We start from the raw sequence: 23,884 nt of genomic DNA on the forward strand, positions 1-23,884 counted from the left end.
AGGACGGCCCGAAGGGCGGCGTGCCGATCCGGCGCGTCGCCCCTTTTTCGTTGCCTTGGAACCCTTTCCGGAGCCGAACAGGCATTGACATATCCGCCTGTTTGCGTATCTTCGGAATCCGAGACAACGTTGTCACGCGCTGTCGAGCACACCCTCCCACGAAAAGGTGCGCCATGGCTACCTCACCCCTCCGGCGTCTGTCCACACTGGCGTCCGCCCTGGCGGCGGGCCTGTGGCTGACCGTCGCCGGGCTACCGTCCCCAGCTCAGGCGGCCGTCGCCGATCCGGCATCCGTCGTCAACCCGTTCCTCGGCACCAGCAACGGCGGCAACACGTTCCCCGGCGCGGACGTGCCGTTCGGCATGGTCCAGTGGAGCCCCGACACCAACTCGCGTCCGGACGGCGGCGGATACGCGTACGCGGATTCGACCATCACCGGCTTCTCCCTGACGCACATGAGCGGCCCCGGCTGCAACGGCGGCGCCAGCGACATCCCGATCATGCCGACGACCGGTGCCGTCAGCAGCACGGCGACCTCCTCGTTCAGCCACGCCAACGAGTCGGCGAACGCCGGCTACTACAAGGTCGCGCTCGGCAACGGGGTCACCACCGAACTGACCGCCACGCAGCGCAGCGGCATGGGCAGGTTCACGTTCCCGTCGACCACCCAGGCGAACCTGGTCTTCAAGCTGTCCAGCGGGGACAACACCGGTGCGACCTCGTTCACCGTGGTGAACAGCACGGAGGTCAGCGGGACCGTCGTGGGTGGACACTTCTGCGGCGCGTCGGCGACCTACACGCTCTACTTCGACGTCCTGTTCGACCGGGCGTTCGCCAGCAGCGGCACCTTCACCGGCGGCGGTTCGGTCACCTTCAACACCACCTCCAGCCCGGTCGTGCAGGCCAAGGTCGGCCTGTCGTACGTGTCGACGGCCAACGCCGCGGCGAACCGGACGGCGGAGAACCCGAACTGGAACTTCGCCTCGACCCAGTCGGCCGCCCACACCGCCTGGAACAACCAGCTCGGCAAGATCCAGATCAGCGGCGGTACGACCAACCAGCAGGTCGTCTTCTACACCTCGCTCTACCACGCGCTGCTGCACCCGAACGTGGAGAGCGACAGCAACGGCCAGTACCTCGGTTTCGACAACCAGGTCCACACCCTGGCCGCCGGGCAGCAGGCCCAGTACGCGAACTACTCCGGCTGGGACATCTACCGCGCTCAGGCGCAGCTGATGGCCCTGGTGGCACCGCAGCAGGCCAGCGACTCGGCGCAGTCGATGATCAACGACTACGCGCAGAGCGGCACGATTCCGAAGTGGACGCAGAACAACGGCGAGACCTACGTGATGGTGGGCGACCCCGGCTCGGCCATCATCGCCGACTACTACGCGTTCGGCGCCCGCGCGTTCGACACCGCCGCCGCGAAGGCCGCGATGATCCACTCCGGCACGGTCGCCAACAACACCCGGCCCGGCCTGGACTACCTGTCCAACAGCGGCTACCTGCCCTCGGACGGCGCGTACGGCTGCTGCAACTTCTACGGCTCGGTCTCGACGGCCCTGGAGTACAACACGGCCGACTTCGCCGTGTCCGCGTACGCGGGGGCACTCGGGGACACCACGACGCAGTCCCAGTTCCGCAACCGGGCCCAGGCCTGGCGCAACATGTTCAACAGCGGCAGCGGCTTCATGCAGCCGAAGCTCGCCGGCGGCGCCTGGAAGGGCGGCTTCAGCGCGACGAGCGGCACGGACTTCGTCGAGGGCACCTCGTGGCAGTACACCGGCATGGTGCCGTTCAACGTGGCCGGGCTGGCCGCCGCGAAGGGCGGCAACGCGGCGTACCAGACGTATCTGAACAACGTGCTGGCCGACTTCCACGGCTCCGGCGGCTCGCACGCGGACCTCGGCAACGAGCCGTCGGTCGAGCTGCCCTGGCAGTACGACTACGTCGGCCAGCCGTGGAAGACGCAGCAGGTCGTCCGCCAGGTCCAGGACCAGCTCTGGCCGAACAGCCCGGCCAACTGGGGGGTCGGCAACGACGACCTGGGCACCATGAGCGCCTGGTACGTCTTCTCGGCGCTGGGCTTCTTCCCGGAGACCCCCGGCACCGCCGACCTCGCGCTCGGCAGCCCGATGTTCACCTCGATCTCCATCGCCCTCGGCGGGGGCGGCACCATCTCCATCAGCGCGCCGCAGGCCGCCGACAACGCCCCCTACGTCCAGAGCGCGACGCTCAACGGGGCGGCGTGGAACAACGCGTACCTGCCGCCGTCGTTCGTCACCGGTGGCGGGACGCTGGCCTTCACGCTCGGCACGACGGCCAACACCGGCTGGGCGACGGGCGCCTCGGCGGCCCCGCCCTCGTACGACGGTGACGGCGGTGCCCAGCCCCCGTACGGCGGCGAGGGCCCGACCGGCGCGCTGAAGTCCGGGATCGCCGGCTACTGCCTGGACGTCGCCAACAGCAGCACCGCCGACGGCGCCAAGGTCCAGGTCTACAGCTGCAACGGCACCAACGCCCAGCGGGTCACCGTACCCGGCGACGGGAGTCTCCAGGTGCTCGGCAAGTGCCTCGACGTCGACCACAGCGGCACGGCCAACAACACGCTCGTGCAGCTGTGGACCTGCAACGGCTCCGGCGCCCAGAAGTTCACCTACAGCGCCACCACCAAGGCGCTGACCAACCCGCAGTCAGGCCGCTGCCTGGACGACCCGGGCGGCTCGACCAGCGGCGCCCAGCTGGTCATCTACGACTGCAACGGCGGCACGAACCAGCAGTGGACGATCCCGGCCCCCGGACCCATCGCCTCGGGCCTCGCCGGCAAGTGCGTCGACGACGACCACAGCGGCACCGCCAACGGCAACAAGATCCAGATCTGGACGTGCAACGGCACGGTCGCCCAGGCCTGGACCGTCACCGCCGGCGGCACGCTGCAGGTCTTCGGCAAGTGCATGGACGTCACCGGCAGCGGCACGGCCAACGGGACCAAGGTGCAGCTGTACCAGTGCAACGGCTCCGGCGCCCAGAAGTGGACCTACAACGCCACGACCAAGGCGCTGACCAACCCGCAGTCAGGCCGCTGCCTCGACGACCCGGGCAGCTCCACGACGGACGGCACGCAGCTGCAGATCTACGACTGCAACGGCACGACCGCCCAGCAGTGGACCATACCCAGCTAGCGCATCTTCCCTGGATACGCCCCATCTCGGGGTGTATCCAGGGCACTCGGGCACGCCTCTGACCCGGTGTACCGGTCGTCCGGCCGGTGCACCGGTCCGACCACGGAGGGGCCCATGACGAGCGCAGCGCAGTCCGACCACTACGACGGCAACAGCCAGGAGGACCAGGTCCGTGTCCGCCGCGACGTCTGGGGGCTCATGCCCGGCGCGGACTGGGACCCGACCGTCCTCGCGTACGCGAAGGCCGTGCAGGTCATGCAGGCACGGCCGGCGACCGACCCGCGGAGCTGGAGCTACCAGGGCGCGATCCACTCCGCCTTCGTGACCGGTCCCCTGATGAACCAGTGCCAGCACGGAACGTGGTTCTTCCTGGCGTGGCACCGGATGTACCTGTACTTCTTCGAGCGGATCGTCCGTGCGAACGTCGACGCCCACGGCGGACCGGCCGACTTCGCGCTGCCGTACTGGAACTACGACCAGCCGGCGCCGGCGAACACGCTGCCGCTCGCGTTCCGTACGCCGGCCCTGCCCGACGGTTCGGCGAACCCGCTCATGCTGGCGCCCGGCGGCCGGTCGGCCGGTATCGCCGGCGGTGCCCAGCTGCGCCCGCAGGACACGTCCAGCGCCGCGGCGATGCTCACGACGGCGTTCGTCGGCCGCGGACCGCTCTCGTTCGGCGGGGACGTGTCGCTTCCCGTCCGGTTCGCCCGCTCGGCCGGGCAGCTGGAGCAGCAGCCGCACAACATCATCCACACCGTCGTCGGCGGGCCGCGGCCACGCGGGGCGACGGACTGCCGCATCGGCCTGATGACCGACCCGCGGTGCGCCGCGCTCGACCCGATCTTCTGGCTGCACCACGCGAACATCGACCGGCTCTGGGTGACGTGGCTGGCCCAGGGCGGCGGGCGCAGCGACCCGACCGACGCGCGGTGGCTGAACCAGAGGTTCACCTTCGTTGACGAGCACGGCGCGCTCGTCAACCTGACCGTCGCCGACATCCTCGACACCGTGAGCCAGCTGAACTACCGCTACGACGACCAGACTCCGGCCGCCGTCACCGCACCGGCGCCTAGAGTGATGCGCATGGCGCCGGACGAGGAACTGGTGGCCGCGACCGATCAGCCGGTCACCCTGGCCGGCCCGGTCACCGCCGCACTGGTCGTGCCGGGCAGCACGCGTACGCGGGTCCAGCGGCTCGCCGACCCGATCAGCGCGGCGTACCTGGCGGTCGACGACATCGAGGCCGCGCAGAATCCCGGTGTCGTCTACGACCTGCTGCTCAACGACGCGTACGTGGGGACGTTCAGCCTGTTCGGCATCGAGCTGATGAACGACCCCGACCGCGATCACGAGGGCGTGCCCGGGCTACGGCACACGTTCGACGTGTCGGCGATCGTCACCACGCTGGAGGCCGACGGCCGGTGGGATCCCGACGAGCTGACCGTCACGGTCGTCCCCGTGGCGCCGGCCCCGGTGCCCGGCGCGCGGGCGGCCGGCCTGGAGGAGCTCGGCCTCGAACCGATCACGCTGGGCCGGATCAGCCTGTTCGCCGTCGAGAGCGAGACCGCCGCCTGACCGGCGGCGGTTCACGGGAGGCCGAGATGATCCAGCGGTATCCACAGTGGTGGATCGCCGGAGGTGTCGTGGCGGCGTGGGCCGGGCTCGCCGCCACGACCCTCGGCCATGCCCTCGGCCCTGTCCACCACCACGGCTTCGATCCGGTGCACTGGACCCTGATGTGCGTCGCCATGGCCGTCCCGCCGAACCTGCCGGCCGTCCGCCACGTGTACGCGAACAGCATCCGGGTACGCCGCCAGTGGGCCAGCGGCGTCTACCTGGCCGCGTACCTGGCCGTGTGGCTGGGGCTGGGCGGGATCGCGTACCTCGTGGGGCTGGTGACCGCGGACGTGCCGGAGCGGACGGTCGCGGTCGCCGGGCTCGGTGTCGCCGCCGCCTGGCAGGTGACCCGGGCGAAGCGGCGGGCGGTGCTGGCGTGCGCGCGTACCGTGCCGCTGCCGCCGGCGGGCCGCCGGGCCGACGCCGCCTGCGTACGCTTCGGCCTGCGGCAGGGCCGCCGGTGCGTCGTGTCCTGCTGGCCGCTCATGCTGCTGATGGGGATCGTCGCCGTGCCGCTGGCCGCCATGGCCGCCGCCGCCGTGCTCATGTACGCCGAGGAGCGGACGACGGCCGGCCGCCGGCTGGTGGGCTCGGCTGTCGTACTGTTCAGCGCGGCCGCCACCGCGATCGCCGTCTTCGGGTGAGTCCGGACTTGTGACGAATACCGCGTTTCGCGTACACCGGCCCCGGGTAGGCGGACCGGCGATCGGAGCGAGGTGAGGAGGAGGCGTGCCCGGCGTGGATTTCGAGCCTGACACGCGGCCGGACCAGCTGGTCGTGACGGGGGTTTTCGCCCGTGACGGCCTGACCGTGCTGCGGGCCCGGCTGGCGGAGCAGGCACAGGAGTGGAACCTGTCACCGCGGGTGACGACGGTGCTGGCGCTGGTGGCGACGGAGCTGGTGGCGAACGTGATCGTGCACGCCGGCGGCGAAGGCCGGGTACGCGTGAGCCTGCGCGACGGGCGCCTGTTCTGTCAGGTGTCCGACCATGGCGGGGGCATGCCGAACCCGTACCGGGCGGGGTGGGCGCCGCCGAACGCCACCGACCCGCACGGACGCGGCCTGTGGGTGGTCCGCGTGTTCAGCGATCGCCTGACCATCGACTCGAGCCCGCTCGGCACGACGGTGACGGCGGTCATCGACGCGGCGCCCGCGGGTGTTTAACCTGCGAACGGGGTCGGGTAGAAGATCTTCCCGCCGGTCGCAGAGGGGGTTGGCATGCTCACCGTCGAGGTGTCCCGCGAGCCTGATCGCGCCCGCATCATCCTCACCGGGGAGCTGGACCTGGGCGCGGACGACGATCTGCGCGCGGCGGTCGCGGCGGCCCTGCCCGCCCAGCGGGTCGAGGTCGACCTCGCCGACCTGGCCTACTGCGACTCCTCGGGCGTCAACGCCCTCATCGAGGCCCGCCTGAGGCTGCGGGAGCAGGGGGTCCCCCTGTACATCGTGCATCCGCGCGGCCTGGTCGAGAGCGTCCTGCGGGTCTGCGGCGTGCTCACCGAGCTCAGCGATCCGGACCTCTAGCCGGCCCGCCCCTCAGACCAGGAGCGCCTCGGCGCCGACCGGCTCGTAGCCCGCCGCCAGGAAGGCGCGCACCGAGGCCGCGTTCCCGGGCGCGATCTGCGCCCACAGCGGCCGCTCCTCGGGCACCAGATGCCGTGCGACCAGCGCCAGGGTACGCCCGAGGCCGCGGCCCTGGGCGTGCGGCGCGACCTCGACGGCGATCTCCCACCGGCCGGCGAGCCCGCGGCCCAGCACGAGTACGCCGGTCTCCGCGGCCGTCCGCCAGACCCGGACGTCGTCGCGGTACTGATGGGCCCGGCGTACGCGCGGGTGATCGGAGCCGGTGACCTCGACGAGGTGCAGCGGCGGCGGTCCGGGCTGGTACTCGGCCAGCAGCACGAGGTCGACGTTGTTGACCCGCAGACCCAGCCGCTGCTCCAGCTCGCCGAGGAACGGCGGGTTGAGCGGCGCGGACAGGTCGTCGCCCGGCAGCCGCGCGGCCACCCAGTCCGGGTCGACGTCGGCCGCGATCACGTTGACGCCGGTGAAGGCGGTGACCGCCGGGTGCCGCCCCGCCTGCGCCACCACCTGGTACGCCGACCCGGCCGGTACGCGTTCGCCGCGCTCGACCGCGGAGATCACGGCTGAGAGATCCATCTGCGCACGATAGCGCGGCGGCCGGCGGGGCATGGATCGCGGAGTGTCACCCAACGGCCGGTTCCGTCCCGCCCTCGCACACGGTGTGCGACATCGCGGGCGCGGACGGCTGCTAGAAACCTCATGCCGAGGTTCACGCCTGTGGATCTCTTCTGAGAGTCCCGTATGTACCCGTGGGGTACCCGAAGCCCCTGCGAGCTGAGCGGATGTCATGACCGGTCGTCCCGCACGTCTGCGTACCAAGATCATTGCCGTGCTCGTGTCGCTCATCGCCCTGTGGACGTTCGCGGCGTACGTGACCATCGGGCAGGGGCTGCGCGTGGTCCTGTTCGCCACGCTGGAGAACCAGGTCGCGAAGCCCACCGAGGCGGCGCTGAACGCGCTGCAGAACGAGCGCCGCGCGTCGGCCGCGTACATCGCCCTGGCCGGCGCCTCCGCGCCCGAGACCGCGGCCGGCGCCGCCGCGCTGGCGGCCCAGAAGGACCAGCTCGGCGCGGCCCGGCGCGACACCGACCAGAAGGCCGCCGAACTGCGGGCCGTGGTGGTGGACCGGCTCAACCGGCTGGCCGAGACGGCCGAGGGCCAGGCCCGCCTGGGCGACCTGCTGCGCGGCTTCGAGAGCCTGCCGGCCGAGCGCTTCGCCGTGGACGCCGGCCGGGTCGGGCGCGCCGAGGCCACCGGATACTTCACGGACCTGCTGCGGATCGGCTGGTCGGTCTACGACACCTTCACGCTCTGGGACGACAACGACGTCATCTTCCAGACCTCGACGATCCAGCTGATCACCCAGAGCCAGGAGATGATCTCGCAGGAGGACGCCCTCCTCGCGGCCGTGCTCGGCAGCCGGCGGCTGACCGCCGCCGATCGCGCGGAGTTCACCCGGCTGGTGGGCGCCCAGCGTAACCTGGCCGGCACGGCCTCCGACCGGATGAACGCCGAGCAGCGCGCCCGGTACGCCGCCGTCCTCACCGGACAGTCCATGACGGACCTGGTGACGATCGAGGAACTCGTGATGCGGGCGGAGCCCGGACCGGCCCCGCAGGTGACCGCCGACGCGTGGCGCGACACGACCCGGCGGGCGATCGAGGCGCACCGGCAGCTCGCGTACGGGCTGGGCGACCTGCTCGTCGGGCAGCTCGCGCCGAAGGCGATCTGGGTCCTGGTACGCCTCGCGCTCGCCGCCGGCCTCGGCCTGGTGGCGGTGATCTTCTCGATCCGGTTCACCATCCGGGCGCTGCGCTCGCTGCAGGACCAGCTGTCGGCGCTGCGGGTGGCCGCCCTCGACCTCGCCCACGAGCGGCTGCCGAAGGTGGTGGACCGGCTGCGGCTGGGCGAGCAGGTCGACGTGGACAGCGCCGCGCCCCGCATCGCGTTCGGGGCCGACGACATCGGCGAGGTGGCCGCCGCGTTCGACGCTGTACGCCAGACCGCCATCCAGGCCACCGTCGACCAGGCCGAACTGCGCCGGGGCGTCCGGGACATCTTCCTCAACCTGGCCCACCGGATCCAGGGACTCGTCCACCGGCAGCTGAAGATCATCGACGCGATGGAGCGGCGGGCCGCCACCGACGAGGAGCTGGCCGACCTCTACCGGATCGACCACCTGGCGACCCGGATGCGGCGCAACGCCGAGAACCTGATCGTGCTGTCGGGCGCGTCGGCCGGCCGCGGATGGCGTACGGCCGTGCCGATGGTGGACGTCATCCGGGCCGCGCTGGCCGAGGTCGAGGACTATCCCCGCATCCAGCTGCACGCGATCGAACCGGCCGCGCTGAGCGGCCGGGCGGTCGGCGACCTCACCCACCTGATCGCCGAACTGCTGGAGAACGCGGTCAGCTTCTCCCCGCCGCGTACGCCGGTCGTGGTCATCGGCACTCCCCTGCGCACCGGCTACCTCGTGCAGATCGAGGACCGGGGCCTGGGGATGACCGACGAGGCGCTGGCCGACGCCAACCGGCAGATCGCCGACCCGCCGGAGCTCAACCTGTCGAGCACCACCCGGCTCGGGTTCTACGTCGTCGGCCGGCTCGCCCGGCGGCACGACGTGAGGGTCCGGCTGCAGGGCTCGGCGTACCAGGGGGTCACGGCGAGCGTGCTGGTGCCGCTCGAGCTGCTGACGGCACCGGCCGACCCCGACGAGCCGACGCTGCCCGAGCTGCCGGCCAGCCCCTGGCCGGCCGAGGCCGAACCGGTCGCGATCGGGTCCGGCCCGATCGCCGCCGAGCCGGCCGCGTACACGCCGGGCGGCCTGCCCATGCGCGTACGCCGGAACGTGCCCGCACCGCGGTTGTCCGCCGAACCGGAACCCGAGGACGCGCGTACGCCCGACGATGTGGCGCGGCTGCTGTCCGCGTACCTGTCCGCCGCACATTCCGGCCGCGCTCACGCCGAGCAGGCCGGCCCGAGTACCGAGGGACCAGCATGACCGAGAACAGCATGGCCGTCATCGACCTCGCCTGGCTCATGGACGACCTGGTACGCCGGGTCGCCGATGCCCGCCACGCCATCGTCCTGTCCGCCGACGGGCTGCTGCTCGCCTCGTCCGACGGGCTGGACCGGGACGAGGCCGAGCACCTGGCGGCCGCGGCGGCGGGCATGAACAGCCTCGCCCGGGGCGCCGGACGGCACTTCGCCGGCAGCACCGTACGCCGGACCATGATCGAGTTCGGCAGCGGCTTCCTGTTCATCACGGCGGCCGGCAACGGTGCCTGCCTCGCCGTGGTGTGCTCCAGCGCGATCGACATCGGCGTGGCCGCGTACGAGATCGAGATGCTCGTGGTCCGGGTCGGCCAGTACCTCACCACCCCGGCCCGGCTGTCGCACGCCTGACGGGGAAGACATGACTGACCTGGGGCGCGACGCCTGGCTGGACGGTGAGGCCGGGCCCGTCGTGCGACCGTACGCGATGATCTCCGGCCGGACCCGGCCCACCCACGCCGAGCTGGACCTGATCTCGATCGTGATCGCGACCGGTTCCGGTACGCGCGCCGCCGAGCGGGCCGGCCCGGAGCTCAACCCCGAAGCGGTACGCATCCTGCGGTTCTGCCACGACCCGATGTCGGTCGCCGAGATCTCGGCGCATCTGGACCTGCCGGCCGGCACGGTCAAGGTGCTGCTGTCCGACCTGATCGATCAGAATTTCATCGCCAGCCGGTCGCCGGCCCTCGACGCCCGCCCGGCCCACCAGATACTCGAGGCGGTCATGCATGGGCTCCAAGCGCTCTGACCCCGTCCTGCCGACGGCAGTCAAGATCCTCATCGCCGGGCACTTCGGGGTCGGCAAGACGACCCTGGTCGGCGCGGTCAGCGAGATCGGGCCGCTGCGTACCGAGGAGATCCTGACCGACGCCGGGGTCGGCGTCGACGATCTGTCCGGTGTGGAGTCGAAGACCACCACCACGGTCGCGATGGACTTCGGCCGCATCACGATCCGCGAGGATCTCGTCCTCTACCTGTTCGGCACGCCCGGCCAGGAACGGTTCTCGTTCCTCTGGGACGAGCTGGCCGTCGGGGCGCTCGGCGCGGTGGTCATGGCCGACACGCGCCGGCTCGGCGACTCGTTCACCGTCATCGACTACTTCGAGGCCCGGCGTACGCCCTTCGTCGTGGCCGTCAACTGCTTCCACGACGGCAAGATCTACGAACCCGAGGAGGTACGCCTCGCGCTCGGCCTCGACGCGGGGATACCGGTCCTGCTGTGCGACGCGCGCCGGCGGGAGTCGAGCAAGGCGGTGCTCATCACCTTGGTCCGGCACGTGCTGCTGCAGAGTCAGCCGACCGGGCGGCCGGCCTGATACACCGCCACGACCTCGCGCAGCGCCCGGATGTCCGCACCCGGGTCGCCCGCCACCACCAGCAGATCGGCGTCGTAGCCCGGCGCGATCCGCCCCTTGCGGTCGCCGATCCGGCAGGCGTCCGCGGGCAGCGACGTGATCGCCCGCAGCACCTCCAGCTCCGGGAAACCGTTGAGCTCCACCATCATCTGCGCGCTGTACGGCAGCAGGTCGTGCGGCTTGTTGGCGTTGATCCCCGCGTCGCTGCTGCACACGATCGGCACCCCGGCCGCCCGCAGCCGCCGGAACACCTCCACCACCTGCGGATACAGCTCGGCCGCGCGCGGACCCGGCTCGCTGACCACCCCGAGCGTCCCCGACACCACCATGCCGGCGTCCAGCAGCGCCGCGATCACGTCGTCGTCGGACTCCGCGCCGCCGTCGGCCGTCATGAACGTGCAGTGCTCGACCATGTCGAACCCCGCCGCCGCCAGCCGCCGGATCCCCTCCGTCCCGTGCGCGTGACCGGTGATCGGCAACCCCGCGGCCCGCGCCTCCTCGACCGCCGCCCGCAACTCGGGCAGTCCGTACGACGGGTTCGCGCCGTGCGTACCGGCGGTCAGCTCGCCGCCCGTGGCCATCACCTTGATCACGTCGACGCCCCGCTCCGCGTGCGCCCGCACGGCCGCGCGTACCCCCTCGACGCCGTCGGCCTCACCGCCCAGATACCAGCAGTGCCCCCGGGTCACCGTGATCGGCGGTCCGGCCGCGAGGATCTCAGGCCCGTCCGGGAGTACGCCTTTCAGCCGCACGGCCAGGTACGACCGGTCGCCGAGGTCCCGCACGACGGTGATGCCGGCCCGCAGCGCGCGCCGCGCCGCCGCCTTCATGCTCTCGAGGAGTTCGTCGTCGTCCACCTGGGACAGCCGGCCGACCGGATCGTCGCTCGCGTCGAAGGCCAGATGGACGTGCGCGTCGATCAGGCCGGGCAGGATCGTCACGTCGCCCAGGTCGACCGCGTCCCCGGGGGCCGGCGTCGTGCCCGTTTCGGTGATCGTCCCGCCGTCGAACCTGACCCACGCGTCCGGGCCGGACGACATCGACAGACCGTCGAAGAGGCGCGTACCACGGAGAACGGGCATGAATTCAGCGTAGTGGCTGGAGTACCGTGAGCCCATGACGCAGATCGCGGAGACAGCAGAGATCACCGATCCCGCCGACTTGCGTGCGCTTCTCGGGCCGGTGATGCCCCGAGCCGCCGCCAAGGAACGACCCGCCCTCCACGAGCGCGACCGCGAGTGGATCGGTGCCAGCCCCTTCATCGTGATCGCCACCTCGGACGCGGACGGCAACTGCGACGCCTCACCCAAGGGCGATCCGGCCGGGTTCACGTACGTCATCGACGAGCACACGATCGCCATCCCCGAGCGCCCCGGCAACCGCCGCGCGGACGGCTACTTCAACGTGCTGTCGAACCCGCACGTCGGCGTACTCTTCTTCGTGCCCGGCCGCAACGAGACGCTGCGCGTCAACGGCCGCGGCCGCCTCGTCCGGGACGCGCCCTACTTCGACGCGATGGTCGTCAAGGGACACCGGCCGATCCTCGCGCTCGAGGTCGCCATCGAGACCATCTTCTTCCACTGCGGCAAGGCGTTCCTGCGCTCGCAGATGTGGCAGCCGGAATCGTGGCACCCCGACGCGCTGCCGTCGCACGCCTGCATCACGAACGACGTGCAGCCGACCGGCATGAGCCTCGCCGAGCTGGAGACCTACTACAGCGCCGAGGTCTACAACAAGAAGCTCTACGCCGCCTAACCCTTCCCCCGCCCTCCGCTCCCCTCCCCTCCCCACTCTTTCCGACGATCTTGCACGAATGTTCGGGCCTATCCGGCGAACCGGACGAAATTCGAGACATTCGCGCAAGATCGTCGCAGAGCTTCGGGGCGGCGAGGACGGTGGGGGCGGCGGGAAGACGGTGGGGTGCGTCAGCGGGTGCGGGCGCGGTCGATCGCGTGGCGGGCGACGCGATCCGTGTCGGTACCGAGCGGCGACGGCAACCCGTCCAGCGTGAACCAGCCCAGCGCGTGGGATTCCTCGCTGACGGACTCGGCCGCACCGGGCGGCGCGTACACGGCGAAGATGACGTCGTGGTGCAGGCAGGCGCGGCCGGCGCAGGTGACCTGGTGGATGTCGAGGTCGACCGGGTCGGGGTCGATGGTGAGCCCGGCGATGCCGCTCTCCTCCGTCGCCTCGCGCAGCGCGGCCGCCGCGAGCGTGGCGTCGCCGGGTTCGCAGTGACCGCCCACCTGGACCCACACGTTGAACTTGCCGTGCAGGCACAGCAGTACGCGACGCCGGTCCGGCGCGACGATCACGGCGCTCGCGGTGACGTGACCGCCGTCGTGCGCGCGCCACATCACGTCCGGGCCCGCGGCCAGGAGTTTCAGCGTCGCGCGCCAGTCGTCGGCGGCCTGCGCCGGGGGCTGCCAATCGCGCAGCAGCGCCACAGCGTCGTCATGAAGGCTCACGTCGTCATGAAGGCTCACGTCGTCATGAAGGCTCACGTCGTCGTGAAGACTCACACCGTCACTGCGGCTCACGCGGCCCCCGATCCGTGATCTTGAACAGGGCGGCGATCTCGCCCGCGTTCAGTCGGCGGTGCCGGCCGGTACGCAGATCGCCGAGCTTGATCGGGCCGATCGCGGTGCGGATCAGGCGCGAGACGGGGAAGCCGACTTCCTCGAACATCCGCCGGACGATGTGCTTGCGCCCCTCGTGCAGGACGACCTCGACCAGCGCCGTGTTGCCGATCGCGTCCACCAGCCGGAACGAGTCCAGCCGCGCCGGTCCGTCCTCCAGGTCGATCCCCGCGCGCAGGGTCCGGCCGACCGTACGCGGCAACGGCCCGGCGACCTCCGCGAGATACGTCTTCGGGACCTCGTACGAGGGGTGCATCAGTTTGTGCGCCAGGGATCCGTCGTTCATGAGCAGGATCAGGCCCTCGGAGTCCTGGTCCAGCCGGCCGACGTGATAGACGCGTACGCCGAGGTTGCCGACGTAGTCGGCCAGGGCCTCCCGGTCTCGCTCGTCGGACATCGTCGAGACCACGCCGCGGGGCTTGTTCATCGCGAGGTAGACGAGGCGGTTGTTGACCACCACCCGCTGACCGTCCACATAGATCTCGGCGGTCTCGGCGTCGACCTTGTCCCCGAGGCGGGCGACCTTGCCGTCGACGCGTACGCGGCGGGCGTCGATCAGCTCCTCGCACTTGCGGCGGGATCCGACACCCGCCGCCGCCAACACCTTCTGCAGGCGTTCCTCGGGGCCGGTCTCGGTCTCAGCGCTCGGCATCGGCGATCTCCTCGACGTTGTCGGGCAGGAAGGGCGCGAGCGGCGGCAGCTGATCGATCCCCTCCAGCCCCAGTTTTTCCAAGAAAAGGGCGGTCGTTCGGTACAGGTGGGCGCCGGACTCCGGCTCCGCGCCACACTCTTCGATCAAACCCCGGCTGATCAGCGTACGCACGACGCCGTCGCAGTTGACACCGCGGATGGCCGAGATGCGCGACCGTGTCACCGGCTGCTTGTACGCGACCACGGCCAGCGTCTCCAGCGCGGCCTGGGTCAGCCGGACGGACTGGCCGTCGAGGACGAATCGTTCCACATAGGATGCGTACGCTTCCCTGGTGTAGAAGCGCCATCCGCCGGCCGCCCGGCGCAGTTCGAAGCCGCGCCGCTCCGCGGTGTAGGCGGCGGAAAGGGCCAGCAGGGCGTCGACCACCTGCTCGGCCGGCTGTTCGAGCACCTGGGCGAGGAGGATCTCGCTGACCGGCTCGTCGACGACCATGAGGATGGCTTCGAGCGCGGAGCGCAGCTCGTCCGGGTCGAGCATGACCGACTCGGCGGACTCGGCCTCCTCCCGCGTGGCCGACCGGGTCCGCCGGGTCTCCTGCGCGGGGGCGGCGGCCTGCACGGGAATGGGCAGCCCGTCGATGGCAGGCTGCTCGGCGACGGACTGCTCGGCAACAGGCTGCTCTGTAACAGGCTGCTCTGTAACAGGCTGCTCGATGACAGGCTGCTCGGCGGCGGGCTGCTCCACAGGGTCGGCCGACTGGTCGGCCTCGGCCTCGACGTCCACCGCTTCAACGTCCACCGGTTCGACGTCCGCCGGTTCGACGTCCGCCGGTTCGACGTCGTCAGGCTCGACGGCCGCGGGCTCATCCACCTCGACGACTTCGGCTTCGACGGCCTCGGCTTCGGCGACTGCCACTTCGGCGACTGCCACCTCGGCGACATCAACCTCGGCGGCAACCGGCTCCGGCTCCGCGGTCACCGCGGAGTCGGCGTCCTCGACAACCTCGACAACCTCGACAGCCTCGGGCTCATCGACGGCCGCAAGCTCTTCGACGGCCGCGGGCTCATCGACCGCTTCGGGCTCTTCGGCTACCTCTTCAGCGACGACTTCCGCTCCAGCAACGGCCTCCGCCTCGGCTACAGCCTCCAGCTCGACAACGGCTTCCGGCTCGACAACGGCTTCCGGCTCGGCTACAGCCTCCGGCTCGGCAGCGGCCGCTGGGGCGGTCTCGGGCTCCTGCTCGGATGCGACCGGCTCCGCCCCCCACGGCACCCAGTCCGACTCGTCGACCGGCTCGGCAGGGTCGGCTGGGGCCGCACCCTCGCGCTGCCATGGCGGAACCCAGCTCGCCGCCTGGTCGGCGAGCGAGTCTCGGTGAGGACCGGCATCCTGTGTCACTGCGGCAGCCTATCAGTCACGAACTGGACGAAATCACAGCGTACGAACGCTTAATCAATCAAGCTTTCGGCATCCTCGACCGGCTCACCGTCGGGGTCCTCGCCCGGTTCCGGGGGATCCGCCGGGTCCGGTACGCCACTCCCGGCGTACTCGTCGAAGTCGAGGACGACCTCCGCGCCGTCGGCGGCGATCCAGCGGACCGTGAGCTCGCCGAGTGCTTCGACCTGGTCGAAGCTGATGGCCCCCTCGCGGTAGAGCTCCAGGAGGGCGAGGAAGCGGGCGACCACCTCGAGGGTCGACTGGCAGTCGGAGACCAGCGAGCGGAACGTGGCCGTGCCCAGCGTACGCAGACGGTCGCGCAGCGTCTCGGCGTGCTCGCGGACGCTGACTTTGACGTCGTGGATGTGCGCGATCGACACGGTGGGCGGGCCGGGCTTGGGGCTGAACGCCTTGTGCGCGAGCTTCGCGAGCCGGTCGGGGCCGATGCCGAGGACCAGGTCGGGCAGGGCGTCGGCGTAGCGCTGTTCCAGGCCGACGGCGCGCGGCCAGCGGCGCTGGCCGATCTCGGCGAGCTGGGCGAGGTGCGCGGCGGCCTGCTTGAACGCGCGGTATTGCAGGAGGCGGGCGAAGAGCAGGTCGCGGGCCTCCAGCAGGGCGAGGTCCTCCTCGTCCTCGACCGCGGCGGCCGGGAGCAGCCGGGCGGCCTTGAGGTCGAGCAGCGTGGCCGCGATGACCAGGAACTCGCTGGCCTCGTCGAGGTCCCAGGCGTCGCCCATGCCCCGGATGTGGGCGATGAACTCGTCGGTGACCCGGTGCAGGGCGACCTCGGTGACATCCAGCTTGTGCTTGCCGATCAGCTGCAGGAGCAGGTCGAACGGCCCCTCGAAATTGACCAGCTTGACACTGAACCGGCCCGAGGCGGGCGGCTCCGGCGCGGCGTCGAGCGGCGCGGAGTCGGTCTCGGGCGTGGTCATACCTGGAAAGCTAGCAGTCGCGACGCGGGTCAGTCGCGGGCGGCCTGCGCCGCGATGACCTCGCGGGCGAGCTGCCGGTAGTTGCGCGCCCCGGACGAGGCCGGGTCGAGCGAGGTGATAGGCGCCCCGGCCACGGTGGACTCGGGGAACTTCACCGTCTTCGTGATCACCGTCTGGTAGACCTTGTCGCCGAACGCCTCGACCACGCGCTGCAGCACCTGGCGGCAGTGGGTCGTCCGCGAGTCGTACATGGTCGCGAGGATGCCTTCGAGTTCGAGGTCGAAGTTGAGGCGCTCGCGGACCTTGTCGATGGTGTCCAGCAGCAGGGCGACGCCGCGCAGGCTGAAGAACTCGCACTCCAGCGGCACGAGGACGCCGTGGCTGACGGTCAGCGCGTTGATCGCGAGCAGGCCCAGCGACGGCTGGCAGTCGATCAGGATGAAGTCGTACTCCTTGCGCACGTTGCGCAGGATCCGGGTGAGGGCCATCTCCCGGGCGACCTCGCTGACCAGCTGGATCTCGGCGGCCGACAGGTCGATGTTGGCCGGCAGCAGGTGCAGGTTGGCGACGTCGGTCTTGATCAGCACGTCGTCGATCGACACGTCGTCCTGCATGAGCAGGTTGTAGATCGACAGGTCGAGGTTGTGCGGGTTGACGCCGAGGCCGACCGAGAGGGCGCCCTGCGGGTCGAAGTCGACGAGCAGGACCTTGCGGCCGTACTCGGCGAGCGCGGCGCCCAGGTTGATGGTGGTCGTCGTCTTGCCGACGCCGCCCTTCTGGTTCGCCATGGAGATGATGCGCGCCGGGCCGTGGCGGTCCGTCGGCATCGGCTCCGGGATGTCTTTCCTCGTCGTGTACGCCGAGGGATCCGCCGGACCCAGTTCAGCACCGAGGTCCAAAACGGACGGCTCGGCCCGCAACGTCGAGGACCACGCCTCGGAACGCTCGTTGCCAGCCATATCCCGCCCTTCCCCGAACGGCCATCCGCGGTGTCACGAACACGCGCCGTCGCTTGACTGTACGCCACGCGGACGCATACCAGCGGCTTGCTCCGACGGCGTGTTGTGCCATGCAGAGCCGTGGGGACTCCACCATGGCCCGAACGCACAGATTAACGGGGCCCGGTCGTTGCCGGTGCCGGGCCCCCGTCGCCGGTGTCAGGCGGGCAGCAGGAGATCGCGCGCGCGGATCGCCTTCAGTGACAGCGTCCGATAGCCGACCTCGTCGAACAGCACCGTGACGCGGTCGTCCTCCTCCCGCATGACGATGCCCGGCCCCCACTGCCGATGGCGTACGCGGGACTGGACGGCGAAGCCGGTGTCGATCCCCGAACGCTCCTCGGCGGTGCCCGCCGCGCACGTGTCGCACGAGCCGCAGGTGTCGCCCAGATCCTCGCCGAAGTAGCCGAGCAGGAAGCCGCGGCGGCAGTCCTCGGTCTCGGCGTACCCGCGCATCATCTCGACCCGGGTCAGCTCGATGGTGCGCGTCTGCTCGGCCTCGGCGGCGGCCGCCTCGACCGCGCCGGGGACGGGCCCGTCGAACGTCCACTCCAGACCGTCCGCCCCCGAGACCAGGGCGTCGGCCTGCTGGAACAGGTTGGCCGCGCGGGTCACCCGGGCCCGGCTGAGGTCGAGCTCCTCGACGAGCTCGTCGATGCGTACCGGGCGGCCGGCGGCGGAGAGGAGGGTGCCGATCCTGGTCAGCAGCTCCTCGTCGACCGTGCCGGAGGAGAAGAACCGGGGCAGCCGCAGATCCTCGGGCCGGAAGTAGAGCACCGCCGTCGCCGGCTGCCCGTCCCGGCCGGCCCGCCCGATCTGCTGGTAGTACGAGTCCAGCGACTCGGCCGGCTCGGCGTGCAGGACGAAGCGCACGCCCGGCTTGTCGATGCCCATCCCGAACGCCGAGGTCGCCACGACGATCACGTCGTCGGAGGTCAGGAAGGTGTCGTGGACCTGCGAGCGCTCCGCCGCCGACAGCCCGGCGTGGTACGCGAGCGCGTTCTCGCCGGCTTTGCGCAGCGCCTCGGCGTACTCCTCGGTCTCGGCGCGGGTCTGCACGTAGACCAGCCCGGGCGGGTCCAGCGCGACCACGCGCTCGACGATCTCCCGCCGCTTCTCCCGTTCGGTGATCTCCCGGGACACCTCCAGCCGGATGTTCGGCCGGTCGAACCCCTTGACCACCTGGACCGCGTCCCGCATGCCGAGCCGCTCGACGATGTCCGCGCGGACGGGCGGGGAGGCGGTCGCCGTCAGAGCGACCACGGTCGGGTGGCCGAGCCGCGCCACGACCTCGCCGAGCCGCAGGTAGTCCGGCCGGAAGTCGTGCCCCCAGCTCGACACGCAGTGCGCCTCGTCCACGACGAACAGCGACGGCTTCGCCTCCACCAGCTCCGCGATGACCTCTTCCTTGGCCAGCTGCTCGGGCGCGAGGAACAGGAACTCCGTCGAACCGGACTGAACGGACTCGAACGCCTCGCTGTTGGCCGTCTTCGACCGGCTGGAGTTGACCACCTCGGCGCCGTGCTCCAGGAGGTTGCGCACCTGGTCGCGCTGCAGGGCGATGAGCGGGGAGACCACAATGGTCGGTCCGCCGATCATCAGGGCCGGCACCTGGTAGATCGCGGACTTGCCCGAGCCCGTCGGCGAGACCACCAGCGTGTCCCGGCCCGCCAGCACGTGCTCGATCGCTTCCCGCTGCGCCGGCCGCAGGCCGTCCCACCCGAACATCTTCCGGGCCACATCGTCGAGTTCAGTCACCCGAGGAGGGTAGATCAAGGTCAAGATCAAGAGCCATTTCCCGGCGTACGCGGATGGCGGGCCATGCGTCGGCACAGCCCGCCACCGCAGGCATCAGCGCCGGGATCAGCGCCAGGATCAGCGCCGGGATCAGCGCGAGGATCGGCTCGAAGATCAGACGGAGTAGTCCACGATGACCGACCCGGGATCGGTGCCGAGGGGGCACGGGCCCGCCGTGGACGGTCCGACGGTCACCGTCTTCCCGTAGACGTACTTGACGAGGGTGTCGTTGGAGAGCTTGTAGCAGGGCACCTTGGCCCGGGCGTTGTCGGTGTTGTTGATGTAGCAGTAGATGCTGTAGGTACCGTTCGGCGAGCAGGCCTGGGCGGCCATCGCGGGCGAGGCCGTGACGACCACCGCTCCGGCCGCGGCGAGGCCGCTGACCAGCGCGAGCCGGACGAGCTGCGACTTTCCGATCATGGGGATCTTCCTCCCGTATCCCCCGTTCTCGACGGGATACCGGAACCGTAGGCGCCGCCGCTTTCAGTCGGCTTTCACTGTGGACGGCATGACCGGATCCGCCGCGAGCTCGGCGAGCAGCTGCGTCATCTCCTCGGCGTCGGCATCGTCCATGAGCACGTACAGCCGCCGCGCCTGCTCCATGTTGGAGCGGGCCAGATCCCGGTCGCCGAGCGCGAGGTGCGCCTTGCCGACCCAGGCGTACGAGTTGGCGGCGAGCCGCTGGTCGCCCGAGTTCTGCGCGGCTTCGAGGGCCGCCGACCAGTGGTGCAGCCACCGCACGGGGTCGCCGGCCTCCGAGTGGATCTGACCGAGGTTGCCCTCGGCGAAGGAGAGCGTCTGATGGTTGCCGGTCTCGCGGGCGATCACCGCGGCCTGCTCGAAGCACTCGACCGCGTCACCGGTACGCCCGGCGATGTAGTGCGCCCAGCCGAGATTGTTCAGGGCCAGCGCCAGGGTGGGCCGGGCGTCCGGGATCTCGCCGAGGATGTCGATGCCGCAGCGGATGTGCGCGATGCCGTCGGCGTCCTCGCCGTTCTGGGTCTGGGCGGTGCCGAGGTGCACCAGGGACAGCCCCAGCGGTTTGGGATCGCCGATCCGGCGCCGGACGTTCACGATCTCGCTGAACATGGCGACCGCCTCGCCGAATTCGCCCAGCCGGGCCAGGCAGACCGCCAGCGACTGGCGCATCGCGGCTTCACCCAGCAGGTCGGCGTCCGCCCGCGCCGCGCGTACGCCGATGACGCAGACCTCCCGCCACGTGCTCCGGTCGCGGCGGCGTTCCAGCCACTCGGCCAGGAACGCGGCGAGCCGCCAGCACGCGCCGGGATGGGTGGTCTCCGTCGCCGTGACGGCCGCCAGCAGGTTCGGCCCCTCGGCGTCGAACCACGCCAGCGCCCCGGCTTCGGTCAGAGCGTCCTGGCCCGATGCGTCCGCCGCGGCGAACGGCATCACCCGGTACGGCCGCAGGGCGAGGTCGGCCCGGTCCGCGCCCGCGATGTACCAGGCCATGAGCCGCCCCGTCGCCTGCTCGGCCGGATCCTGTCCGTCCGCGGCCGGCTCGTCCGCGGTCAGGCTGCCGGCATACTCCTTGACGAGGTCGTGCATACCGTACCGGTCCTGTTCCTGCTCCACGACCAGGTGGGCGTGGACGAGGTCGTCGAGCAGCCGGCGGCACTCCGGCTCGCTCAGCCCGGCCGTCGCCGCCGCGGCCGGCAGGGTGACCGACGGCCCGGGAACGAGGCCGAGCAGCCGGAACAGCCGCGCGGCGACCGGGCTGAGCAACCTGCGCGAGCTGTCGAAGACGGCCCGGACGGAGTTGTCGCCGTCCCCGTCGACGACCAGCGAGTCGACCCGTCCCGCCGCGGTGATGCCCGCGAGATAGTCGGTCACCGCGTACTCGGGGTGGTCGACGAGCGTCGCCCCCGCGATGCGCAGCGCCAGCGGCAGATGGCCGAGCGCGTCGGCCAGTGCCCGCAGGGCCGGCGCCTCCCGCCGGGCGCGGTCGGCGCCGAGGACCGCCGCCAGCAGCTGCCGGGACTCGTCGGCGGCCAGCACGCCGAGGTCCAGGCGGCGGGCGCCGTCGCGGGACAGGAGACCGCCGAGGCGGTCCCGGCTCGTGACGACCACGACGTTGCGCCGGCCGCCGGGCAGCAGCGGCCGGATCTGGTCCACGGAACCGGCGTTGTCCAGCAGGACCAGGATGCGCAGCTCGGCGAGCGTCGACCGGTACAGGTCCGCGGCCGCGTCCACATCGGACGGAATCCGGTCCGCCGGAATCCCGAGCGCCCGCAGCACGCGTACCAGCGCCTCCAGCGGCTCCACCGGCCGGCGGCGGTCGTAGCCGCGCAGGTCGAGGTAGATCTGGCCGTCCGGGAAACGGCCGGACCGCCGGTGCGCCCAGTGGACGGCGAGGGCGGTCTTGCCGACCCCGCCGAGACCGGAGATCGCGCTGATGACCACCGTCGCCGCGCCCTCGCCGCCGGTGGTCGTGTCGAGCCAGGCCAGCTGAGCCGTACGCCCGGCGAAATCGGGCACGTCCCACGGCAGCAGCCGCACCCCGGGCGCGGACCCGGCCCCGGGCGGATACAGCGCCGGGTCGTCGTTGAGCATCCCCAGATGCAGCTCACGCAGCGCCGGCGACGGATCCAGCCCCTGGCTCTCGGCGAGCCGGCGGCGCAGTTCGTGGTACGCGTCCAGCGCGTCCTCACGCCGCCCGAGCCGGTGCAGCGTACGGATCAGCAGTTCGGCGAGGCGCTCGCGGGCCGGGTACGCGTGCGCCAGCTCGGTCAGCTCGCCGATCATCTCGGTCTGCAGGCCGACGTGCAGCTGCGCCTCCAACCGGCTCTCCACGGCCGCGAGCCGCTCCTCCTCGACGCCCGCGTACACCTGGGACCGCAGGTCGTCGCCGAAGGTGCCGGCCAGCAGCGGGCCGCGCCACAGCCGTTCGGCGGTACGCAGAGTGCTCAGCCGCTCCAGGCCGGTACGCCGCCTGCCGAGGCCGACGAGCTCCCGGAAGGCGTACAGGTCCACCGTCGCGGGGTCGACGTCGATCCGGTAGCCCTCGCCCACCGTCCCGATCGGAGCGACGTCGCCGAGGACCGCCCGGAGCCGGGAGACCGACACCTGGACGCCGTTGCGCGCGGTACGCGGAGCCACGTCCCCGTACCACGCCAGCGTGATCAGCCGGTCGAGGTGCACGGGCCGGCCGGCGTGCAGCAGCAGCATCCCGAGAATCGCCCGGCCGCGGCGCGGTCCGAGGTCCACGGGGCACCCGCCGCGGCGTACCTCCATGGGGCCGAGCAGCCGGAACTCGATGGGCTTCATGGTCTCCCCCGATACCACAGACGCTGTGAGCGGACTCCAAGCCTGCATCACACCGTAGGTGCCTGGTCAATGGGCGGCGCAGGGCCCGGGCACAGGGACGCCGCGGCGGTCCGGGGGGAGCCGGGGCCGCCGCGGCGCTTGAGTGGACGAAACCGTCCAGAGTGGATGTTCTACGAGGGCTACTCCGCGAGGACCGTCGCCAGCGGCAGGGTCGCCTGGCCGTGGGCGTCGGCGACCGGGCCGTAGACGATCTGGCCGTCGTAGGTGTTGAGCCCCAGGGCCAGCGCCTTGTCCCGGCGCAGCGCCTCGCGCCAGCCGTGGTTGGCCAGCTCGATCGCGTACGGCAGGGTGACGTTGGTCAGCGCGTGCGTGCTGGTGTGCGGGACGGCGCCCGGCATGTTCGCCACGCAGTAGAAGATCGAGTTGTGGACCTGGTAGACCGGGTCGGCGTGCGTGGTCGGGCGCGAGTCCTCGAAGCAGCCGCCCTGGTCGATCGAGATGTCGACCAGTACGCTGCCGGGCTTCATGCGGGAGACCAGCTCGTTGGTGATGAGCGTCGGGGCCTTGGCACCGGGGACGAGGACCGCGCCGACGACCAGGTCCGCGCCGAGCACCTCGCGCTCCAGCTCGTACGCGCTGGACATGTCGGTGTGGACGCGGCCGTGGAACTGGGCGTCGACGGCCCGCAGCCGGTTGATGTTCTTGTCGAGGATGGTGACCTCGAAGCCGAGCCCGTTGGCGATGGTGGCCGCGTTGACGCCGGAGACGCCCGCGCCGATGACGACCGCCTTGGCCGGGCGTACGCCGGGGACGCCGCCGGGCAGGACACCGCGGCCGCCCTGGGCGCGCAGCAGGTAGTGCGAGCCGACCTGCGGGGCGAGCCGGCCGGCCACCTCGGACATCGGGGCGAGCAGCGGCAGCTGGCCGTTGTCGAGTTCGACGGTCTCGTACGCGATGCCGGTCACCTTCTGCGTGACCAGGGCGTCGGTGCACTCCTTGGAGGCGGCGAGGTGCAGGTAGGTGAAGAGCACCTGGCCCGGGCGCATCCGGTGGTACTCCTGCTCGATCGGCTCCTTGACCTTGAGGATCATGTCCCCGGCGGCCCAGGTGTCGTCGGCGGTCGGCAGGATCTTGGCGCCGGCGGCGGCGTACTCCTCGTCGGTGATCGAGGAGCCGACACCCGCCTGGGTCTCGATGAACACCTCGTGGCCGTTGCGGACGAACTCGTGCACGCCGGCCGGGGTGATCGCCACCCGGTACTCGTGGTTTTTCACTTCGCGGGGGATTGCGACCTTCACCGTGATACCTCTCGTCGGGGCGCACCACGCTGTGCGCGTCACTCCTATAC

Annotated in this window: 21 protein-coding genes; 10 read left to right on the forward strand and 11 right to left on the reverse strand. The window is 71.2% G+C overall.

Annotated features, from left to right (window positions below):
- The first annotated feature begins 173 nt into the window (after window positions 1-173).
- The 5 genes from G401_RS49705 to G401_RS0131465 all read left to right on the forward strand — a co-directional run bounded on the left by G401_RS49705 (window position 174) and on the right by G401_RS0131465 (window position 6,323).
- The gene (locus G401_RS49705) at window positions 174-3,182 is read left to right on the forward strand and encodes a lectin (RefSeq protein ID WP_064741897.1); all 3,009 of its coding nucleotides are present in this window, start codon (window positions 174-176) and stop codon (window positions 3,180-3,182) included.
- Between the two features lie 114 nt (window positions 3,183-3,296).
- On the forward strand, window positions 3,297-4,757 hold the full coding sequence (locus tag G401_RS53580) for a tyrosinase family protein (RefSeq protein WP_051367409.1): 1,461 nt from the start codon (window positions 3,297-3,299) through the stop codon (window positions 4,755-4,757).
- Between the two features lie 26 nt (window positions 4,758-4,783).
- Window positions 4,784-5,443, forward strand: a complete 660-nt coding sequence (locus G401_RS0131455) for a copper chaperone (RefSeq protein ID WP_027345618.1) — start codon at window positions 4,784-4,786, stop codon at window positions 5,441-5,443.
- Window positions 5,444-5,528: 85 nt separating this feature from the next.
- Window positions 5,529-5,963 carry an ATP-binding protein gene (locus G401_RS53585; protein WP_051367410.1) on the forward strand — a complete coding sequence of 145 codons (435 nt, stop codon included), beginning with the start codon at window positions 5,529-5,531 and terminating at the stop codon, window positions 5,961-5,963.
- Between the two features lie 54 nt (window positions 5,964-6,017).
- Complete coding sequence (locus G401_RS0131465) at window positions 6,018-6,323, forward strand: STAS domain-containing protein (protein WP_034593709.1); 306 nt, start codon at window positions 6,018-6,020, stop codon at window positions 6,321-6,323.
- A gap of 12 nt (window positions 6,324-6,335) precedes the next feature.
- On the opposite strand, the gene G401_RS0131470 is transcribed toward G401_RS0131465, so the two are convergent.
- Window positions 6,336-6,959, reverse strand: a complete 624-nt coding sequence (locus G401_RS0131470; RefSeq protein ID WP_027345620.1) for a GNAT family N-acetyltransferase — start codon at window positions 6,957-6,959, stop codon at window positions 6,336-6,338.
- Window positions 6,960-7,170: 211 nt separating this feature from the next.
- Between G401_RS0131470 and G401_RS49720 the strand changes: the two genes are divergently transcribed.
- From G401_RS49720 to G401_RS0131490, 4 genes are read left to right on the forward strand one after another with little or no spacing between them, the layout of a single operon-like run.
- Complete coding sequence (locus tag G401_RS49720) at window positions 7,171-9,384, forward strand: sensor histidine kinase (RefSeq protein WP_034593710.1); 2,214 nt, start codon at window positions 7,171-7,173, stop codon at window positions 9,382-9,384.
- Window positions 9,381-9,788 carry a roadblock/LC7 domain-containing protein gene (locus tag G401_RS0131480; RefSeq protein WP_027345621.1) on the forward strand — a complete coding sequence of 136 codons (408 nt, stop codon included), beginning with the start codon at window positions 9,381-9,383 and terminating at the stop codon, window positions 9,786-9,788. The genes G401_RS49720 and G401_RS0131480 overlap by 4 nt, the downstream gene beginning before the upstream one ends.
- Before the next feature lie 10 nt (window positions 9,789-9,798).
- Entirely contained in the window at window positions 9,799-10,185 is a 387-nt protein-coding gene (locus G401_RS0131485; RefSeq protein WP_027345622.1) for a DUF742 domain-containing protein, read from the forward strand.
- A complete protein-coding gene (locus tag G401_RS0131490; RefSeq protein ID WP_027345623.1) occupies window positions 10,166-10,753 on the forward strand; it encodes a GTP-binding protein in 588 nt (195 codons plus the stop codon). The genes G401_RS0131485 and G401_RS0131490 overlap by 20 nt, the downstream gene beginning before the upstream one ends.
- Here G401_RS0131490 and G401_RS0131495 read toward each other — a convergent pair.
- A complete protein-coding gene (locus tag G401_RS0131495) occupies window positions 10,729-11,874 on the reverse strand; it encodes an amidohydrolase family protein (protein ID WP_027345624.1) in 1,146 nt (381 codons plus the stop codon). The genes G401_RS0131490 and G401_RS0131495 overlap by 25 nt on opposite strands.
- A gap of 34 nt (window positions 11,875-11,908) precedes the next feature.
- Between G401_RS0131495 and G401_RS0131500 the strand changes: the two genes are divergently transcribed.
- Window positions 11,909-12,547, forward strand: coding sequence for a pyridoxamine 5'-phosphate oxidase family protein (locus G401_RS0131500; protein ID WP_034593711.1), 639 nt, complete (start codon window positions 11,909-11,911; stop codon window positions 12,545-12,547).
- A 170-nt stretch (window positions 12,548-12,717) separates the two neighbouring features.
- Here the strand turns inward: G401_RS0131500 and G401_RS0131505 are convergent, their stop codons facing one another.
- The 9 genes from G401_RS0131505 to ald form a co-directional block, all read right to left on the reverse strand.
- Window positions 12,718-13,260: an NUDIX hydrolase gene (locus G401_RS0131505; protein WP_245601900.1), complete on the reverse strand. Its 543-nt coding sequence runs from the start codon at window positions 13,258-13,260 to the stop codon at window positions 12,718-12,720.
- 58 nt (window positions 13,261-13,318) lie between these two features.
- Window positions 13,319-14,083, reverse strand: a complete 765-nt coding sequence (locus G401_RS0131510; RefSeq protein ID WP_027345627.1) for a pseudouridine synthase — start codon at window positions 14,081-14,083, stop codon at window positions 13,319-13,321.
- Entirely contained in the window at window positions 14,070-15,482 is a 1,413-nt protein-coding gene (scpB, locus tag G401_RS58695) for an SMC-Scp complex subunit ScpB (RefSeq protein WP_034593712.1), read from the reverse strand. Before scpB ends, G401_RS0131510 begins: the two co-directional genes overlap by 14 nt.
- Before the next feature lie 50 nt (window positions 15,483-15,532).
- Window positions 15,533-16,456: a segregation and condensation protein A gene (locus G401_RS49730; protein WP_051367412.1), complete on the reverse strand. Its 924-nt coding sequence runs from the start codon at window positions 16,454-16,456 to the stop codon at window positions 15,533-15,535.
- A 29-nt stretch (window positions 16,457-16,485) separates the two neighbouring features.
- Window positions 16,486-17,415 carry a ParA family protein gene (locus G401_RS0131525; protein ID WP_027345628.1) on the reverse strand — a complete coding sequence of 310 codons (930 nt, stop codon included), beginning with the start codon at window positions 17,413-17,415 and terminating at the stop codon, window positions 16,486-16,488.
- Window positions 17,416-17,613: 198 nt separating this feature from the next.
- Window positions 17,614-19,212 (reverse strand): RecQ family ATP-dependent DNA helicase, encoded by a 1,599-nt coding sequence (locus tag G401_RS0131530; RefSeq protein ID WP_211240893.1) that lies wholly within the window; start codon window positions 19,210-19,212, stop codon window positions 17,614-17,616.
- Between the two features lie 153 nt (window positions 19,213-19,365).
- Entirely contained in the window at window positions 19,366-19,671 is a 306-nt protein-coding gene (locus G401_RS0131535; RefSeq protein ID WP_027345630.1) for a hypothetical protein, read from the reverse strand.
- Window positions 19,672-19,734: 63 nt separating this feature from the next.
- Complete coding sequence (locus G401_RS49735) at window positions 19,735-22,536, reverse strand: AfsR/SARP family transcriptional regulator (RefSeq protein ID WP_051367414.1); 2,802 nt, start codon at window positions 22,534-22,536, stop codon at window positions 19,735-19,737.
- A 179-nt stretch (window positions 22,537-22,715) separates the two neighbouring features.
- Window positions 22,716-23,834 carry an alanine dehydrogenase gene (gene ald, locus G401_RS0131545; protein WP_027345631.1) on the reverse strand — a complete coding sequence of 373 codons (1,119 nt, stop codon included), beginning with the start codon at window positions 23,832-23,834 and terminating at the stop codon, window positions 22,716-22,718.
- Window positions 23,835-23,884: the final 50 nt, after the last annotated feature.

It is taken from the genome of Hamadaea tsunoensis DSM 44101, assembly GCF_000428945.1.
GTDB lineage: Bacteria > Actinomycetota > Actinomycetes > Mycobacteriales > Micromonosporaceae > Hamadaea > Hamadaea tsunoensis.

Coding starts and splice junctions, on each gene's coding strand:
- G401_RS49705 (WP_064741897.1), top strand. CDS start 174: ATGGCTACCTCACCCCTCCGGCGTCTGTCCACACTGGCGTCCGCCCTG.
- G401_RS53580 (WP_051367409.1), top strand. CDS start 3,297: ATGACGAGCGCAGCGCAGTCCGACCACTACGACGGCAACAGCCAGGAG.
- G401_RS0131455 (WP_027345618.1), top strand. CDS start 4,784: ATGATCCAGCGGTATCCACAGTGGTGGATCGCCGGAGGTGTCGTGGCG.
- G401_RS0131465 (WP_034593709.1), top strand. CDS start 6,018: ATGCTCACCGTCGAGGTGTCCCGCGAGCCTGATCGCGCCCGCATCATC.
- G401_RS0131470 (WP_027345620.1), bottom strand. CDS start 6,959: ATGGATCTCTCAGCCGTGATCTCCGCGGTCGAGCGCGGCGAACGCGTA.
- G401_RS49720 (WP_034593710.1), top strand. CDS start 7,171: ATGACCGGTCGTCCCGCACGTCTGCGTACCAAGATCATTGCCGTGCTC.
- G401_RS0131480 (WP_027345621.1), top strand. CDS start 9,381: ATGACCGAGAACAGCATGGCCGTCATCGACCTCGCCTGGCTCATGGAC.
- G401_RS0131485 (WP_027345622.1), top strand. CDS start 9,799: ATGACTGACCTGGGGCGCGACGCCTGGCTGGACGGTGAGGCCGGGCCC.
- G401_RS0131490 (WP_027345623.1), top strand. CDS start 10,166: ATGGGCTCCAAGCGCTCTGACCCCGTCCTGCCGACGGCAGTCAAGATC.
- G401_RS0131495 (WP_027345624.1), bottom strand. CDS start 11,874: ATGCCCGTTCTCCGTGGTACGCGCCTCTTCGACGGTCTGTCGATGTCG.
- G401_RS0131500 (WP_034593711.1), top strand. CDS start 11,909: ATGACGCAGATCGCGGAGACAGCAGAGATCACCGATCCCGCCGACTTG.
- G401_RS0131510 (WP_027345627.1), bottom strand. CDS start 14,083: ATGCCGAGCGCTGAGACCGAGACCGGCCCCGAGGAACGCCTGCAGAAG.
- G401_RS49730 (WP_051367412.1), bottom strand. CDS start 16,456: ATGACCACGCCCGAGACCGACTCCGCGCCGCTCGACGCCGCGCCGGAG.
- G401_RS0131525 (WP_027345628.1), bottom strand. CDS start 17,415: ATGGCTGGCAACGAGCGTTCCGAGGCGTGGTCCTCGACGTTGCGGGCC.
- G401_RS0131535 (WP_027345630.1), bottom strand. CDS start 19,671: ATGATCGGAAAGTCGCAGCTCGTCCGGCTCGCGCTGGTCAGCGGCCTC.
- G401_RS49735 (WP_051367414.1), bottom strand. CDS start 22,536: ATGAAGCCCATCGAGTTCCGGCTGCTCGGCCCCATGGAGGTACGCCGC.